The sequence below is a fragment of the Halogranum amylolyticum genome (assembly GCF_900110465.1).
In the GTDB taxonomy this organism is placed as follows: domain Archaea; phylum Halobacteriota; class Halobacteria; order Halobacteriales; family Haloferacaceae; genus Halogranum; species Halogranum amylolyticum.
Window position 1 is genome coordinate 486,269 of the sequence record NZ_FODV01000001.1, and the last position, 16,090, is coordinate 502,358.

Sequence of the window (16,090 nt, forward strand, 5' to 3'; positions counted from 1 at the left end):
CACACCTACCGCCGATTGGTAGTTGAACCTTTCGGAATCCCTCGCTGCCTCGCGATTTCGACGAAAGTGCCGGGGCGAGTCCGGCGCGTCCGTCGTTCTTCCGATCGATCGCCCCGTCGCTGGTCCTGTGGAACCTACACGCACCCTGTGTGAGATCTTCTCGCGAGAAACTGTCCCGACGACAACCTTAAGTTGATGTACGAATTTGTACATCGTAAGACGAACTCGTACAATGATGGCTACAATGACGGACTACATCGAGCGGGTGACCGAGGGCGAGGATCTGACTCTCGAGGAGTCGCGTGACGCAGCGCGCATCGTCTTCGAGGACGCGACGGACGCGCAGATCGGGGCGTTGCTGACGGCGTTGCGGTCCAAAGGCGAGACGGAGACCGAGATCGCCGGGTTCGCACAGGGGATGCGCGACGCCGCTCGGACGATCGAACCCGATCAGACGCCGCTCGTCGACACCTGCGGAACCGGCGGCGACGACTACGACACGATCAACGTCTCGACGACGAGTGCGATCGTCGCCGCGGGCGCGGGCGCGGCGGTCGCCAAGCACGGCAACTACTCCGTCTCTTCTTCCTCCGGGAGTGCCGACGTGCTCGACGTGGCCGGCGTTAGCGTCGAGGCAGAACCGCCCGCGGTCGAAGAAGCCATCGAACGCGACGGGATCGGTTTCATGCTCGCCCCGGTGTTCCACCCGGCGATGAAGGCCGTCATCGGCCCGCGACAGGAGCTCGGTATCCGGACGGTGTTCAACATCCTCGGCCCGCTGACGAACCCCGCGGGCGCAGATGCGCAGGTACTCGGCGTCTACGACGCCGACCTCGTCCCCATCGTCGCTCGCGCGCTCTCACACATGCCCGTCGATGACGCGCTCGTCGTCCACGGGTCGGGGATGGACGAGATCTGCATCCACGACGAGACGGTCGTCGCCGAAGTCGACGGCGAGGACATCGACGAGTACACGATCACACCCGACGACCTCGGTCTCGACCGGGCACCCGTCTCGGCCGTCGCCGGCGGGACGCCCCACGAGAACGCCGAGGACCTCGAAGGGATCGTGACGGGCGACGTCACCGGCCCGAAGCGCGACATCATCCTCGCCAACGCGGGCGCGGCCGTCTACGTCGCCGGACTCGCCGACTCGCTCGAGGCCGGGGTCGAGCAGGCGCGCGAGGCCATCGACTCCGGCAACGCGGCCGAGAAACTGGACACCCTCCGCGGGGGCGCCGTCGAGGTCCCCCAGAGCGACTGATGGTCCGGGTCAAAGTCTGCGGTATCACGCGCGAGACGGACCTCCGCGCCGCGGTCGACGCCGGCGCGGACGCCGTCGGCCTCATCAGCGACGTCCCGGTCGACACGCCGCGCGACGTCGACCCGAGCGTCGCCGCCGACCTCGCCGCCGAGGCACCGCCGTTCGTCACGACGACGCTCGTGTTGATGCCGGAGTCGCCGAAGCACGCCGTCGACCTCGCGCAGGTCGTCCAGCCCGACGTCGTCCAGCTCCACGCCGAGTTCGACCCCGAACAGCTCCAGTACGTCCGCGCGGAGTCCAACTGTAAGATCGTCCCCGTCGTCGACAGCGAGGACGAACGGCTCGCGCACACGTACGACGAGGTCGCAGACGCCATCCTGGTCGACTCCACCTCGGAGTCGGGTGCCGGCGGCACCGGCGAGACCCACGACTGGGAACAGACGCGGCATCTCGCCCGCTCGCTGTCCTCGCCGCTGATCCTGGCGGGGGGGTTGACGCCGAACAACGTCGCGGAGGCCGTCTCGGTCGTCGAGCCGTTCGCCGTCGACGTCGCAAGCGGCGTCGAGCGCAGCGGCGGCGTGAAAGACCCCGAGGCCGTCCGCTCGTTCGTCGCGAACGCCGGCCGCGATCGGGAGGTGACACAGTGACGTCGGAGCTCGGACGCGGACGACGACACGACAGCGTGACGTTCGACCGCTCGAAGGAGGCGTTCTGCGATCTCGTCGACTCGGCGGACGGGCCGGCGGTCGCCCGCGTCGCCGCCACTCTCGACGTCGACGTCGCGCCGCTCACCGCCTACGCCGCGCTCGCCGACGAGAGCGAGCACAGTTTCCTGCTGGAGAGCGCGGAGAAGGTCGCCTCCAGCGACCCGGCCGGTGCGTTCACCCCGGACGCCTCCTCGGCGGACCGACACGCACGCTTCTCGTTCGTCGGCTACGACCCCGAGGCCGTCGTCACCGTCACCCCCGACGACACCGAGGTCGACGCAGTCGACGACCGCGTCACCGACCTGCTCTCGCCCGGCGACGGCGACGTGCTCGACCGTCTCCGCGGGACGCTCCCGGACGTCGAACGGGTCGGCTTCCCCGACTCCGACCGCCAGCATCTCGACGGCGGCCTCGTCGGCTTCCTCGCGTACGACGCCGTCTACGACCTCTGGTTGGACGAGGTCGGCGTCGAGCGGTCGACCCCGGTCGACCAGAGTCTGCCGGACGCCCAGTTCGTCCTCACGACCCGGACGCTCGTCTTCGACGAGAGCGACGGGAGCCTCTCGTTGGTCTGTACGCCCATCGTCCACCCGGACGACGATCCGGCGGCGGTCTACGACGAACTCGCCGCGGAGGCAGCCCGCGTCGCCTCGGTGCTCGCCGACGCCGACGAACCGGAGACCGGCGGGTTCCGACGAACCGACGAGACCGCAGGTCCCCAGGCGGAGTACGAGGAGGCAGTGCGGCAGGCCAAACAGCACGTCCTCGACGGCGACATCTACCAGGGCGTCATCTCGCGGAAGCGCGAGTTGACCGGCGACGTCGACACGCTTGGTTTCTACGAGGCGCTTCGCGCGGTCAACCCCTCACCGTACATGTACCTCCTACAGCACGGCGACCGCTCTATCGTCGGGGCGAGTCCGGAGACGCTCGTCTCCGTGCAGGGGCGGCGGGTCGTCTCGAACCCCATCGCCGGCACCTGTGCCCGCGGCGACAGCCCCGTCGAGGACCGCCGTCTCGCCGGCGAGATGCTCGCCGACGACAAGGAGCGCTCGGAGCACACGATGCTCGTCGACCTCGCGCGCAACGACGTCCGCCGGGTCTCCGAGGCCGGTAGCGTCCGCATCGAGGAGTTCATGAACGTCCTGAAGTACTCGCACGTCCAGCATATCGAGTCGACGGTGACGGGGAGGCTCGCCGCCGACTGCGACGTCGCCGAGGGAACCTCGGCGGATCGACAGACGCGGTCCGTCGACGCCTTCGACGCGACGCGCGCGGCGTTCCCCGCCGGGACGCTGTCCGGCGCGCCGAAGGTCCGAGCGATGGAGATCATCGACGACCTCGAACGCGGCCCTCGGGGACTCTACGGCGGCGGCGTCGGCTACTACTCGTGGACCGGCGACGCCGACTTCGCCATCGTCATCCGAACGGCGACCATCGACCACGGCGTCGAGACCGACCGGGGCGTCGAGGACCGTATCACCGTTCAGGCGGGTGCGGGTATCGTCGCCGACAGCGACCCGACGAAGGAGTACGAGGAGACCGAAAAGAAGATGCGCGGCGTGCTCGCCGCCGTCGACCGAATCGAGGATGAGCCATGAAGCTGACCGTCGTCGACAACTTCGACTCGTTCACGTACAACCTCGTCGAGTACTTCTCCGAACAGCGGGTCGACGGCGGGAGCGTCGACATCGAGGTGCTGAAGAACACCGCGTCGCTCGACGAGGTGCGCGCGACTGATCCCGACGCACTGGTCGTCAGCCCCGGCCCCGGCCATCCGGCCAACGAGCGCGACGTCGGCGTCACCGCAGGGGTCCTCCGTGAGTTGAGCCCGGATATTCCGACGCTCGGCGTCTGTCTCGGACTGGAGGCGGCCGTCTACGAGTACGGCGGTTCCGTCGGCCACGCACCCGAACCGATCCACGGGAAGGCGTTCCCCGTCGACCACGACGGACGAGGCGTCTTCGCCGGCCTCGATCAGGGGTTCCAGGCCGGACGCTACCACTCGCTCGTCGCCACCGAGGTACCCGACTGCTTCGAGGTGTCGGCGACGACCGACCACTTCGGAACCGAACTCGTGATGGGCGTCCGCCACCGCGAGTACCCCATCGAGTGTGTCCAGTTCCACCCCGAGAGCGTCCTCACTGCGGTCGGTCACGACGTCGTCCGCAACTTTCTCACCGAGTGTGTCGCCGCCGAGACGGCCGTAGTCGAAGCCGAGTGAGGTTACTCGTCGGTCGGTCACGGTCGAGAACGGGTCGAGTCGGCGGTCGGACCGTTCGGTTCGGTTACGACGTCGAGCTTACAGGAGTCCAGGGGCGAACATCGACACTACCAACAGGACGCCGACGACGAGGGCGGCGATGGTGACGAGTCGCCACGCGACGTGGAGCAGCAGTCGACCGACGAGGATGACGGCACCGACGCCGAGGAGGACGACGAACAGCTGTCCGAGCGGCGTCTCGAAGATACCGCCGGCCTGTAGCAACACCGGGAGGACACTCGCGAGGGCGGGGTGTATCATACGTAGATTAACTACCACGAATGAGATAAGTCTGTGGGAGAGAGGAGACACTTCCGCCGCCGAAACAGTCCCACGATGCGGGGCTGTGCAAGACCCGCTCTCCGTTCGACGGCCTGAAGTCGAAAACCACTTTCACCCTGGTCTGAATACTATTATATCCGCTGGACGGTTAGTTACGAGCGAAGCGTACCCGCCGCGCGTGGACGCAAGAACCCCCGAGAGCCGTCCTTGTGCAACCGTATTTGAACTAACACAAGTGAAGTCGCACCGTTTATCAGGGTGGCTTCGTATGAGTTTCCCGTTACAAATGAACGTAGAGAGAACCACGTCACACGTCGGAAACGACCGGCACGCACACGCTGCCGGCGAGGAGGAACGATAGATGAGCGACGCGAACATCTCCGCGGAAGAGCTTCGACTCCCGATCAAGCGAACTGACGGCGAGACGCTGGCCGAGCGGATGACCGGCAACGCGTACAACAACATCCTGCCGGCCCGCTACCTCCGGAAGAACGCCGACGGCGAACTAACCGAGACGCAGGAGGACCTGTTCCCGCGCGTCGCCAAGAACATCGCCCTCGCGGAGGCCGTCTTCGCGGCCGACCAGCGCGACGTCGAGGTCACCGTCACGCCCTCCCAGCTGAAGCCCGACCACCCCCGCCGTGACGAACTCGCCGACGAAGTGTTCGGCAAGGGTACCAGTGTCGACGACGATATCGAGACGACGCTCTCCGTCTACAACGTCAACAAGTTCGCCTACGACACGGTCGTCCCGGAACTCCCCGAGGAGATCCGCGCCGTCGTCGAGGAGAAACGCGAGACGTTCCAGGGGCTGATGGAGAACCTCTCCTTCATGCCGAACTCGCCGACGCTGATGAACGCCGGTGACGAACTCCAACAGCTCTCGGCGTGTTTCGTCGACTCGCCGGACGACGACATCACCGACATCCACCAGACCGCTAAGGAGGCCGCCGAAGTGTTCCAGTCCGGCGGCGGGATGGGGTACGCCTTCTGGCGACTCCGCCCGTACGGCGACGCCGTGGGTTCTACTGGGGGCATCGCCTCCGGTCCCATCACCTTCATGCGGACGTACGACCAGATGTGCGAGACCATCGCACAGGGCGGTGCCCGCCGCGGTGCCCAGATGGGCGTCATGCGCGTCAGCCACCCCGACGTCATCCAGTTCATCCACGCGAAGAACAAGGACGTCTCGCTGGCGAACACGCTGCGGCTGAACGACCCCGACGACTTCACCCACACCAAGTTCGCCGACGCGCTCGACGAGGCGCGCGAACTCATCGACGAGGACGGGAAGGTCCCGAAGCATCTGCGCAACGCCGTCGAGGGTCACCTCTCGAACTTCAACATCTCCGTCGGCGTCACCGACGACTTCATGGAGGCGCTCTACGAGGAGGAGGAGTTCACCTTCACCAACCCGCGCACGGAGGAACCTCACGTCGCGACGCCGCAGACGAAGGAGCTCTACGAGATGTTCGGGCTCGGCGAGTACGTCGAGGTCGGCGAGGTGCTCTCTCTCCCCGCCGAGGAGCTCTGGAACCACATCGTCGAGGGTGCCCACGAGAACGGCGAACCGGGCATCATCTACCTCGAGCGCGTCAACAAGCAGCACTCCTTCGACGTCGAGGAGCACCCCGACCACCGCATCCTCGCGACGAACCCCTGCGGCGAGCAGCCGCTCGAGGAGTACGAGGCGTGTAACCTCGGGCACATCAATCTCTCGACGCTCGCGGCGACGAACGCCCCCGACTGGCGCGTCTGGTCCGAGGCCCACCGCGACGAGTACGACTCCGAGGCCGAGGCCATCGAGGCCTTCCTCGAGGACGCACTCGACTGGGAGGAGTTCGACCACCGGATCGAGACCGGCACCCGTTTCCTCGAGAACGTCGTCACGATGTCGGACTTCCCGGTGCCCGAGATCGAACAGAAGGTCCGCGACATGCGGAAGATCGGCCTCGGCGTCATGGGGCTGGCCCAACTCTACATCCAACTCGGCATCCGCTACGGGAGCGATGCAGGAAACGAAGTCGCCGAACAGGTGATGACCCACATCAACCACGAGTCGAAGTGGGCCTCCCACGAACTCGCCGAACAGCGCGGCCCGTTCAACGACTGGGACGACTCGAAGTACGCCGACCCGACGGAGTACCGCGAGTGGTTCGAGCACCACACCGGCCTCGACGCCGACGAGTGGGAAGACGGCTTCTCGGTCCGCAACCACAACACGACCACCATCGCCCCAACAGGGACGACATCGATGGTCGGCAACACGACGGGTGGCTGTGAACCCATCTACAACGTCGCCTACTACAAGAACGTCTCCGACGACGTGCAGGGCGACGAGATGCTCGTCGAGTTCGACGACTACTTCCTGCGCGTCTTGGAGGCAAACGATATCGACGCCGAGGCCGTCAAGCGCGAGGCACAGGACCAGATGGCGAACAACGAGTTCGACGGCGTCGACTCGCTCGATTCGGTGCCGGCCGCCATCTCCGAACTGTTCGTCGTCACCGGCGACCTGACCGGGAAACAGCACGCGGCCGTCCAGTGCGCCTGCCAGCAGGGCGTCGACTCCGCCATCTCGAAGACCTGCAACTTCCCGAACTCTGCCTCCGTGGAGGACATGGACGAGGTCTACCGCTACATCTACGACCACGGCGGGAAGGGCGTCACCGTCTACCGCGACGGCACCCGCTCGAAGCAGGTGCTGACGACGCGTGCGAAGAACGCCGACTTCGCCGACGACGGCGAGGCCGCGGAGACGCTCGTCGCCCAGATCGAGGAGGTCTTCGGCGGCATCGAAGGGTTCCTCGACAACGAGGAGGTCCGCGCCGCACTCGGCGACGAGTTCAGCTTCGAGGACCGCACCGGCGACGCCTACGCACAGGAGCGACCGCGTCCCGACGTGCTCCACGGCGTCACCCAGCGCATCGACACCGGCTACGGGAAGATGTACGTCAACATCAACGAGGACGACGAGGGCGAACCGTTCGAACTGTTCGCCACCATCGGCAACTCCGGTGGGTTCACCAACTCCTTCACCGAGGCGCTCGCGAAAGTCATCAGCTACTCGCTGCGCTCGGGCGTCGACCCGCGGGAGATCGCCAGCGACCTGCAGGGGATCCGTAGCCCGAAGGTCGCCTGGGACAAGGGTGAACAGATCAACTCCATTCCCGACGCCATCGGCGTCGCCATGCGCCGCTACCTCGACGGCGAGATCGACAAGCCGTACCCGAAACAGCAGAGCCTGACCGAGATCGAGGAGGAGGCGACCGACGTCGCCGACGCGCCCGAGCCGGACGGCGGCGCGGCGACGGCCGCCCTTTCCGACGACGCGACGCAGGACCTCCTCGAGGCGGGCGAGAGCCCCGAGTGTCCCGAGTGTGGCAACATGACGCTGTACTTCTCGGAAGGCTGCAAGACCTGCGAGTCCTGCGGCTGGTCGGAGTGTTAGGGTAGTTCGCTTCGGTCGGCTACCGACTCTCCTCTCTTCTATTTCCCTCTCTCTACTCCGTGGCGCTCCCTTCCGAGTCGTCACGAGTCGACACGGCGGCCCCCAAGCTTTCAGGGAACTCGTTTGCACACCCCGGCAATCTATGACACACCTCGAGTCGACACGGGGGGCGACCGCACCGGAGAACCGGCTTCGAGTGGACGGGGCAGTCGAGAGCCATCACCGACATGCGTGTGCGTGACATCTTCGGCTACTCGATAATGATGCTGGTACTGACGCTCCCGGTCGTCCTCCTCGCCGTCGTCGTCGTCCCGTACTCGGGGTTCTGGGGGTCGCTCCCGATCTGACCGACTGGAGGGCGGCGACCTCCTTCTCGATCGGCACCCGGCGCCCGTCGCGTGGGAAACCTCTTTGTCGTCCCGACGCCGACTCCCGAGCGTGAGCGACGAGACGGTCGAACACGGCGGTCGCCCCTGTCCGATGTGCGAGGAGCCGATGTATCACCGCCACTGCAAGTACGTCTGCCCGCAACACGGCGTCGTCTACGACTGTTCGGACACGTTCTACTGACGAGCGAGGCGGTTCACTGACTGTCGGTGAGTTGGAACGAGGGGGTACGGGGGCGTCTCCCGCTCTCGATTTCTCGTTCGCCGTGGCGCGAAACGTTATGTCGGAGCCACCCCTAGAGACTGTACATAATATGCGCGGGATTGACATGACTCGACCATCGAGAGTGCCGCCGGTCTCTCCGCCATGGTAGACGAGGATCAGATCGCGCGGAGCAAGGAGATCCAGCAGCGAACGGGAAAGACGTTCCACTTCGCCACACGACTACTCCCGAAGCGAGTCAGAGAGGCGACTTACGTGCTCTACGCGTTCTTCCGCGTCGCAGACGAGGTCGTCGACGACGCCGACCGCGTAGCGCCCGGCGACCAACGCGAGACGCTCGAACGCCTCCGAGCGGAAGCACTGGGGCGACAGGAGAGCGACGACGACGTCCTCGCGGCGTTCTCCGAGATGCGCGATCAGTACGACATCGACGACGAGGACGTCGACGTGTTCATCGATGCGATGTTGACCGACATCACGAAGCATCGCTACGAGAGCTACGCGGAACTCGAGACGTACATGGACGGGTCCGCGGCCGCCGTCGGACGGATGATGACCGCCGTGATGGACCCCAACGAGGCCGAGAAAGCGCTCCCGCACGCGACGGCGCTCGGGGAAGCGTTCCAGCTTTCGAACTTCCTGCGGGACGTCCGGGAGGACGTCGTCGAGCGTGACCGCATCTACCTGCCGCAGACGACACTCGAGAAGTACGACGTCACGAACGAGCAGATCCGGAACTTCGAGATGAGCGACCGGTTCGTGGCCGTCATGCGGACCGAGCTCGACCGCGCGGAGCGTCTCTACGAGGAGGGCGTCGCCGGCATCAGATATCTCCCCGAGGACTGCCAGTTCGCCGTTCTTCTGGCGGCGGTGCTCTACGCAGACCACCACCGGCTGATCCGCAAGCGCGGCTACGACGTCCTCTCGAAGACGCCACAGCTGAGCACCACGCGGAAGGCGTTTCTCGGCGCGAAGACGTGGCTCCACTGGCAGTTCAACAAAGACCCCGAGACGGTGTTCCGTAAGGTGAGTTCCCTCTCGTATCACGACGCTCGACCGAGCGGACCGGAACCCGCAGAACGGCTGCCGACGCGGTAGCCGACTCGGGTCCGTCGCAGCGCTCGTCACTCGCTCCGCCACCACGTCGGCGGCGACGGCAGCCGGAACAGCCGCGAGTCGAACCGTTCGGTCCGGACGAGCCCGACGCCGAACGCAGCGGCGACGGCGACGGCCGCCCAGTTGCCGAACCAGGCGTTGATCCCGCCCCAGAGGATGACGAAGCTCACGAGATCGTCGAGCATGAACTCACAGCTCGACAGTCTCGCGAGCAGGCCGCCGCGGTCGAACGTTCGGTCGAGGACGACGACGGCGACCGTCGCGCTCAGTACCCACCCGGCGTAGTTCGACAGCGGGACGCCGTAGAACGCTCCACCCCCGGGGTAGACCCAGAAGCCGAGTGCGACCGCGCCGGGGTCGAGTACGACGTCCATCAGCAGGACGGTGGCGATGACGGCCGGCAGTCGAACCGCCATTCGGTCCGCTCGCGAACCGAGCAGGAGCAAGCAGAGCAGGTAGGCGTTCATCACCAGGGGGAGAAAGAACACCGGGAGCGCCAGCGGAATCCCGCCGAGCGTTGGGCCGAGCTCGACGCCGTAGTAGAACTCGCCGTAGGGCCACGCAGTGTGGACGCCGACGTACTCGATGGCGTAAGCGTAACCCACGAGCGCGAGCACCCCGGCGAGCGCCTTCTTCCCCATCGTCGGGACGACGCCGGCGACGAGCGGCGCGCGCATGACGACCGTCCCGAAGAGGACGAGGAGGGGGTTGAACGAAAGCGGGTCGGGGAGCCACCCCATCGCGCTCGCGACGAGCAACACTGCCCCGTTCAGCGGGAAGAACACCGAGACGGTGAAGCGGTTTTCTCGAATCAGACGGTCGAGCCACGCCTCAGCCTCTCGTCGCGTCTCCGGGACCGACTCGAAGGCAGTCAGGTCAGCCATAGACGACCTCCAAGAGGCCACCCAGCGTCAGCAGCATCCCGACAGCCGTGTTGAGCACCGGATACCACCAGTAGGCGCGTTCGACGTCGATGTCGGAGCGCGTGATGCCGAAGACGGCGACCGGGTAGGCGAGCATGAGCGCCCCGAGTCGGAGATCGAGCGTCCCGAAGGCGACGGCGGCGAGCAGCCACGTCAGCGCACAGTACCAGTAGGTGCGCGTCTCGCCGAGGTAGGTCGCGGTCGTCTGGATGCCCGCCTCGCGGTCGGGGTCGATGTCGGGGATGGCCGAGAACGTGTGCATCCCCATCGTCCAGAGCCACCCGCCGACGACGGCGGCCAGCGGCGGATTCGCACCCGCGACGGTCGCGTAGGCGGCGACACCGGGCAGGATGTACAGCCCGTTCGACAGCGAGTCGAGGAACGGCGTCGTCTTGAACCGCAGCGGCGGGGCGCTGTACTCGACACCGAGGAGGAAGAACCCGACCAGCCACGGCCACGCGACGGACGGCGTTAGCGCGAACGTCGCGAGACCGAGCAGCCCGCTGACGACGACGGCGGCGACGACGGTACGGTCGCCCCGATACCGAACCTCTTTCTCGTCTTTCTTCGGGTTCGCCGCGTCGACGTCGGCGTCGAAGATGTCGTTGACGCCGTACAGAAGAACGTTTGCCGGCAGGAGAAAGTAGGCGAACAGCGTGAGGGCTTCGGGGACGAACAGCTCTTCGGGTCGCTCGGCGGCGAAGGCGACGCCGACCACCACTGGTCCGGCGAGGTAGAGCCAGAAGCGCGGCCGCGAGAGCTTCAGGAGGTGACGGAGCGTGGCCATCGTCCGGCTCACTTCGCGGGCGTCGTCTTGCCGACCGTCTCGGCGGTCAGTCGACCGCTGATGAGACACATCGGAACGCCGATGCCAGGCGTCGTGTACGATCCGGTGAAGTAGAGGCCGTCCACCGTCTTCGAGGCGTGTGGCGGCCGCAGCAGCGCCGTCTGGGTGAGCGTGTGTGCGAGGCCGAGCGCCGTCCCCTGTCGACTGTTGTACCGGTCGGCGAAGTCGTCGATACAGAACGACTCCTCGAGGACGATCCGGTCGCGGAGGTCGACGCCGGTGTTTTCGGCGATGTCGTCGAGCACGAGATCGCGGTACTGTCGTCGAATCTCGGGGGTGTCCTCCAGTCCGGGCGCGATGGGGACGAGCGCGAAGAGGTTGCTGTGACCCTCGGGGGCGACGGTGTCGTCGGTCTTCGAGGGGACACAGAGGTAGTAGGCGGGGTCGTCGGGCCACTCCGGATTCTCGAAGATCCGGTCGAAGTGTTCGTTCCAGTCGGTCGGGAGCACGAGCGTGTGGTGCGCTAACTCCTCGACGTCGCCCTCGACGCCGAGATAGAGCAGGAACGCGGAGGGGGCGTAGGTGCGGGAGTCCCAGTAGTCGGCGCTGTACTGGCGTTTCTCCGGCGGGAGGAGCTCCTGTTCGGTGTGTGCGTAGTCGGCGTCGCTGACGACGACGTCGGCGAAGAACGCATCGTCGTCGGTGCGGACGACGAACGCGCCACGGCGGCCTCTGATCTCGCGGACCTCCGCGTCGGTGTGGAACGTCACGCCCAACTCCTCGGCCAACTCGACGATGCCGTCGACGACACCACCCAATCCGCCGTCGGGGTAGTAGACGCCGAGGTTGAAGTCGACGTGGCTCATCAGGTTGTAGAGCGCGGGCGTGTTGGTCGGTGCACCCCCGAGGAAGACGAGGGTGTACTGCATGATCTGTTGGAGCTTCGGGTGGTCGAAGTAGTCCTCGACGTGGCCCTGCATCGACCCGACGAGCGAGAGCCCCCAAGAGTATCGCAGGACGTCCGGGTCGACGTAGTCTCGGAGATTCGGGCGGTCGGTGTAGACGAAGTGGTCCATCCCGATCTGGTAGTTCCGTTTGGACTTCTGCAGATAGTCGTCGAACGCCTCCGCCGCGCCGGGTTCGTACGACTCGAACGTCCGGCGGTTCTCCTCGAGGTCCGGAACCATATCCACCCGGTCGCCGTCCTTGAAGTAGATGCGGTAGTGGGGGTCCAGTCGAGTGAGCCCGTAGTACTCCGAGGGATGTTTGCCGAAGTCGGCGAAGAAGTGCTCGAAGACGTCGGGCATCAGATACCACGACGGTCCCATGTCGAACCGGAACCCGTCGCGTTCGAGGCGACTCGCCCGCCCGCCGAGCTGTTCGTTCTTCTCTAGAACAGTGACGTCGGCACCGGCTTGGGCGAGGTAACACGCCGTCGAGAGGCCGCCGAACCCGCTGCCGACGACGACGACGGAGTCGCCGTCGACCGCACTGAGGTCCGTCGTGAGGTGGCGCTTCTCCGGGTCGAGCCCGGAGCCACCGTCGAAGTCGTAGGACCGAGCGGTTTCGCCGGACGAAGAGAGAGAGCCGTCGCCGTAGTCCGAGACCGAATCCATGGACCCATCTAAGAACGAAGGAAGCATAAAATAACTGACCCACCCGATGGGCTGCCGCCATCGCGTCGTCTGTGCCGTCCGGCGGTCGTCGTCCGTATCGTCCGGCGGCCGTCGTCCGCGCCGTCCGTCTCACGTAGTTTTAGGTCGAGGTCGTCCCTACCGCCCGCATGAACGGCAAGACGGTCGTCGTCACCGGTGGAAGTCGTGGTCTCGGAAAGGCTGTCGCGAGCGTGTTCGCCGACGCCGGCGCGCGGGTCGTCGTCTGCGCGCGGGGAACGGACGCACTCGACGCCGCCGTCGCCGACATCGACGGCGACGTGACGGGCGTCCGCGCGGACGTCAGAGACGAGTTCGACGTCGAGCGACTGCTGGAGACCGCAGCGCGCGGAAACGACGGCGTCGACGTCGTCGTCGCCAACGCCGGCACCATCCACGGCGCACCCGGCGAGCTACCGATCGGAGAGGAGTCTTACACTGCCTTCGACGACACCCTCCGGACGAACGTCCGCGGCGTCTTCTCGACGGTCAAGGAGGCACTGCCGCATATGCCCTCTGACGGCCGCGTGCTGGTCCCCTCGGGGTCTGTCGCCCAGGAGGCGAAAGCCGGAATGGGGAGCTACGCCGTCTCGAAGGCTGCAGCCGAAGCGGTCGCCCGCGGGTTCGCCGTCGACGTCGAGCAGGCTGTCGGCGTCGTCGACCCCGGACTGGCGGCGACGGAGCTGACTGGTAGACAGGGCCGCGATCCGGCCGATCTCGCGCCGATGTATCTCTGGGCGGCGACGGAACTCGCCGCCGAGGAGTTAGACGGGCACCGAGTGACGGTCAAACAGTGGAAGCAGGCGACGCGGTGAGCCTGCGGGTACGGTCGCAGCCGTGGTCAGGGTACGACGGCGAGTGAGAGACGAGACGAACCCGTCGCTCGACGGCTGAAATCCGAAAGAGAGGCGGTCGATTACTCGTCGCCGACGAGGACGGCGTTGACCTGACCGTTCTGACCGGGACGGGAGGTGACGCGGGCCGTACCGAGGTCCGTCTCGATGATGGCGCCCTTCGTGATGATGTTCCGACGGACGTAGTTGATGTTCGCCGGGTTGTCGACGACGTTCTCGATGGTGGCGGAGGTCGTCTCGCCGCCGTCGGCGACCTGCGCGACGTTCGTCGAGAGCGCGCGGACCTTCGTCTCGTTGCCGCGGGAGTCGATGACGCGGAACCGGGGTTCACCGACCGTCGTCTCGGTCGGTTCGCGACCGAGCTGGTAGCGCTTCTTCTTGCGGAAGTGCTTCAGTCGACCGCCGGTACGCTTTCGCTTGGAGCGTCCCTGATCTTTCATACCGGGTAAGACTGCCAGCAACTACTTGAATGAACCGAATCGGGACCGGAGCGCCCGTCCCGCGACGGTACGCTCGCACCGCGCACCGCCGCACCCCGTCGAGACGTGCCCGCCGCTCGCTCACCGCCGACGGGATTATCAACTCTCCCTGAGTAGCAGACAGTCATGAGCAAGCGAACGATCGGTCGGCGGAACGTCGAGCGGCAGCATCCGCCGGAGGGACATCTCGGCACGACAATCGTCGACGCCGTCAGCGACGCGACGGGGGTTCCGGTGTCGGAGATGGATTCGGAGCTGAACGACTACGTCGACCCGGACGCGCTCGACGCGCTGTTCGCCGACCGGTTCGACGGCACACCGCGGAAGGGTGGTCTCCTCATCTTCTCGATGTGCGGCTGCAAGGTCCGCGTCCACGGCGACGGGCGGGTCGTCGTCACGCCGAAGTGAGCGTTCGGCCCTCCCCACGGTCCATTCAGCAACGTTTAGTGCGCTGGTCGTCCGTCCTCCACCAATGAGTCTCGACGTCGCCGTGGCCGTTCCGTTCCGACAGAAGGGCAAGACGCGACTCGGCGAGGGCGCGTTCGTCGTCGCGCTCTCGTTGGACCGCGACTGGTTCTCGCCGGACCAGGCGAAACGCCTCATCGACGTCGCGGCCGGTCGCGGACTGGTCTCCCGCGAGGACGGCGAGGTCGTCGCCGAGTTCGACCCGAACGCAGTCGACGTCCCCGAGAACTTCACGCCCGACGCCTCCGTCCTCCGCGAGCAGTCGACGTTCGAGATGATCTTAGACGCGCTCGTCGCCGCCGGCCACGAGAAACAGACGGTCGTCGCCACCGTCAACGAACGCCAGCGCGACCTCGGCGTGACACTCGAGACCGCCGCGGTGCTCTACGCTCGTCGCAACGGCGTCGACGTCGCGGACGCCGCCGAGAAGGCGCGCGGCGAACTCCTCGAGTCCTAGCGTTCGGGCCGGAACACGCGCATCGTGTCCCGATCGGTCGCCCGCGACGCCGTCTGGACGAACCCGAGGTCGGTGAACACCGCCTCCCAGTCGCGGTAGTAGAGGGGGAACTCGTCGTGAACGTAGTTGACGCCCCGGTCGGCATCGCTCTCGGCGGTCGCGCTCGTGCGCTCCTCGCTTCCACCCTCGTCGTCTCCGTCCGGACGCTCGTCTCCGCTCTCCTCTTGGCTCTCGTCTCTGGATCCCTCGTTCTCGACGGTGACGAGGAGGTCGGAGGCGACCCGTGCGACGTCGGCGAACACGTGACTGTCGTCCGGGTGGATGTGCTGGAGCGTCTCGACCGAGTAGACGACGTCGAAGCGGTCGTCTTCGACGGATGGGAGGAACGACTCGATGGCGTCGACGTGGAACGTCCCCCGCGAGGCGAGGTCGGGGTAGTTGTCGGCCATCACCTCGAACGCCTCGTCGTTGATGTCGACGCCGTGGAGGTCGTGGTAGCCGTGGTCGAGCAGGTGTGCGAGATGTCGTCCCGAACTACAGCCGAGTTCGAGGATCGACGCGTCGCTGTCGACGGCGTCGTCGAGGACGGCCCGGAGCGACTCGCTGGTCTCGTCTGGCCCGTAGTAGGCGTAGTAGTCCGGCGAGTACGCTCCCGACCGCTCCTCCCACTCCCGACGGACGTCGTTGGAATCCACGTCTACCGACACCGGGCGCAGTCGGATAAAGCCTCGTTAGCGCGCCCGTCGCGGGTGAGAAACGACGAATACGAGAAAGAGCCGTC

At 66.3% G+C, this 16,090-nt stretch carries 16 protein-coding genes; 10 read left to right on the top strand and 6 right to left on the bottom strand.

All coding sequences use genetic code 11. The annotated features are described in order from the left end of the window. Positions 1 to 244: 244 nt before the first annotated feature. From trpD to trpG, 4 genes are read left to right on the top strand one after another with little or no spacing between them, the layout of a single operon-like run. Positions 245 to 1,264, top strand: coding sequence for an anthranilate phosphoribosyltransferase (gene trpD / locus BSG17_RS02445; protein ID WP_089820865.1), 1,020 nt, complete (start codon positions 245 to 247; stop codon positions 1,262 to 1,264). Next, the gene (locus tag BSG17_RS02450; RefSeq protein WP_089820866.1) at positions 1,264 to 1,911 is read left to right on the top strand and encodes a phosphoribosylanthranilate isomerase; all 648 of its coding nucleotides are present in this window, start codon (positions 1,264 to 1,266) and stop codon (positions 1,909 to 1,911) included. The genes trpD and BSG17_RS02450 overlap by 1 nt, the downstream gene beginning before the upstream one ends. Then, complete coding sequence (trpE, locus tag BSG17_RS02455) at positions 1,908 to 3,572, top strand: anthranilate synthase component I (protein ID WP_394327942.1); 1,665 nt, start codon at positions 1,908 to 1,910, stop codon at positions 3,570 to 3,572. The genes BSG17_RS02450 and trpE overlap by 4 nt, the downstream gene beginning before the upstream one ends. Further along, entirely contained in the window at positions 3,569 to 4,195 is a 627-nt protein-coding gene (gene trpG / locus BSG17_RS02460) for an anthranilate synthase component II (RefSeq protein ID WP_089820867.1), read from the top strand. Before trpE ends, trpG begins: the two co-directional genes overlap by 4 nt. 78 nt (positions 4,196 to 4,273) lie before the next feature. On the opposite strand, the gene BSG17_RS02465 is transcribed toward trpG, so the two are convergent. Further along, positions 4,274 to 4,495, bottom strand: coding sequence for a DUF8029 family protein (locus BSG17_RS02465; RefSeq protein ID WP_089820868.1), 222 nt, complete (start codon positions 4,493 to 4,495; stop codon positions 4,274 to 4,276). 382 nt (positions 4,496 to 4,877) lie between these two features. Here BSG17_RS02465 and BSG17_RS02470 point away from each other — a divergent pair, with 382 nt between their 5' ends. From BSG17_RS02470 to BSG17_RS02475, 3 genes are all read left to right on the top strand, one after another. After that, a complete protein-coding gene (locus tag BSG17_RS02470; RefSeq protein ID WP_089820869.1) occupies positions 4,878 to 7,967 on the top strand; it encodes an adenosylcobalamin-dependent ribonucleoside-diphosphate reductase in 3,090 nt (1,029 codons plus the stop codon). Positions 7,968 to 8,405: 438 nt separating this feature from the next. Further along, positions 8,406 to 8,537, top strand: coding sequence for an HVO_2523 family zinc finger protein (locus BSG17_RS28195; protein ID WP_280141151.1), 132 nt, complete (start codon positions 8,406 to 8,408; stop codon positions 8,535 to 8,537). Positions 8,538 to 8,720: 183 nt separating this feature from the next. After that, the gene (locus BSG17_RS02475; protein WP_089820870.1) at positions 8,721 to 9,674 is read left to right on the top strand and encodes a phytoene/squalene synthase family protein; all 954 of its coding nucleotides are present in this window, start codon (positions 8,721 to 8,723) and stop codon (positions 9,672 to 9,674) included. A 26-nt stretch (positions 9,675 to 9,700) separates the two neighbouring features. On the opposite strand, the gene cruF is transcribed toward BSG17_RS02475, so the two are convergent. Genes cruF through BSG17_RS02490 form a run of 3 tightly spaced genes read right to left on the bottom strand, consistent with a single transcriptional unit; the run spans position 9,701 to position 13,018 of the window. Further along, the gene (gene cruF, locus BSG17_RS02480) at positions 9,701 to 10,576 is read right to left on the bottom strand and encodes a bisanhydrobacterioruberin hydratase (RefSeq protein WP_089820871.1); all 876 of its coding nucleotides are present in this window, start codon (positions 10,574 to 10,576) and stop codon (positions 9,701 to 9,703) included. After that, the gene (locus tag BSG17_RS02485; RefSeq protein ID WP_244531467.1) at positions 10,569 to 11,402 is read right to left on the bottom strand and encodes a prenyltransferase; all 834 of its coding nucleotides are present in this window, start codon (positions 11,400 to 11,402) and stop codon (positions 10,569 to 10,571) included. Before BSG17_RS02485 ends, cruF begins: the two co-directional genes overlap by 8 nt. A gap of 8 nt (positions 11,403 to 11,410) precedes the next feature. After that, the gene (locus tag BSG17_RS02490; RefSeq protein WP_089820873.1) at positions 11,411 to 13,018 is read right to left on the bottom strand and encodes a phytoene desaturase family protein; all 1,608 of its coding nucleotides are present in this window, start codon (positions 13,016 to 13,018) and stop codon (positions 11,411 to 11,413) included. 167 nt (positions 13,019 to 13,185) lie between these two features. Here BSG17_RS02490 and BSG17_RS02495 point away from each other — a divergent pair, with 167 nt between their 5' ends. Further along, the gene (locus BSG17_RS02495) at positions 13,186 to 13,869 is read left to right on the top strand and encodes an SDR family oxidoreductase (RefSeq protein WP_089820874.1); all 684 of its coding nucleotides are present in this window, start codon (positions 13,186 to 13,188) and stop codon (positions 13,867 to 13,869) included. Positions 13,870 to 13,970: 101 nt separating this feature from the next. On the opposite strand, the gene BSG17_RS02500 is transcribed toward BSG17_RS02495, so the two are convergent. Beyond that, positions 13,971 to 14,348, bottom strand: a complete 378-nt coding sequence (locus BSG17_RS02500) for a 30S ribosomal protein S8e (RefSeq protein WP_089820875.1) — start codon at positions 14,346 to 14,348, stop codon at positions 13,971 to 13,973. A gap of 165 nt (positions 14,349 to 14,513) precedes the next feature. Here BSG17_RS02500 and BSG17_RS02505 point away from each other — a divergent pair, with 165 nt between their 5' ends. Next, positions 14,514 to 14,795, top strand: a complete 282-nt coding sequence (locus BSG17_RS02505) for a HalOD1 output domain-containing protein (RefSeq protein ID WP_089820876.1) — start codon at positions 14,514 to 14,516, stop codon at positions 14,793 to 14,795. Positions 14,796 to 14,859: 64 nt separating this feature from the next. Further along, the gene (locus tag BSG17_RS02510; RefSeq protein WP_089820877.1) at positions 14,860 to 15,309 is read left to right on the top strand and encodes a DUF2240 family protein; all 450 of its coding nucleotides are present in this window, start codon (positions 14,860 to 14,862) and stop codon (positions 15,307 to 15,309) included. Here the strand turns inward: BSG17_RS02510 and BSG17_RS02515 are convergent. Further along, positions 15,306 to 16,004 (bottom strand): class I SAM-dependent methyltransferase, encoded by a 699-nt coding sequence (locus BSG17_RS02515; RefSeq protein WP_089820878.1) that lies wholly within the window; start codon positions 16,002 to 16,004, stop codon positions 15,306 to 15,308. The genes BSG17_RS02510 and BSG17_RS02515 overlap by 4 nt on opposite strands. Between the last annotated feature and the right edge of the window lie 86 nt (positions 16,005 to 16,090).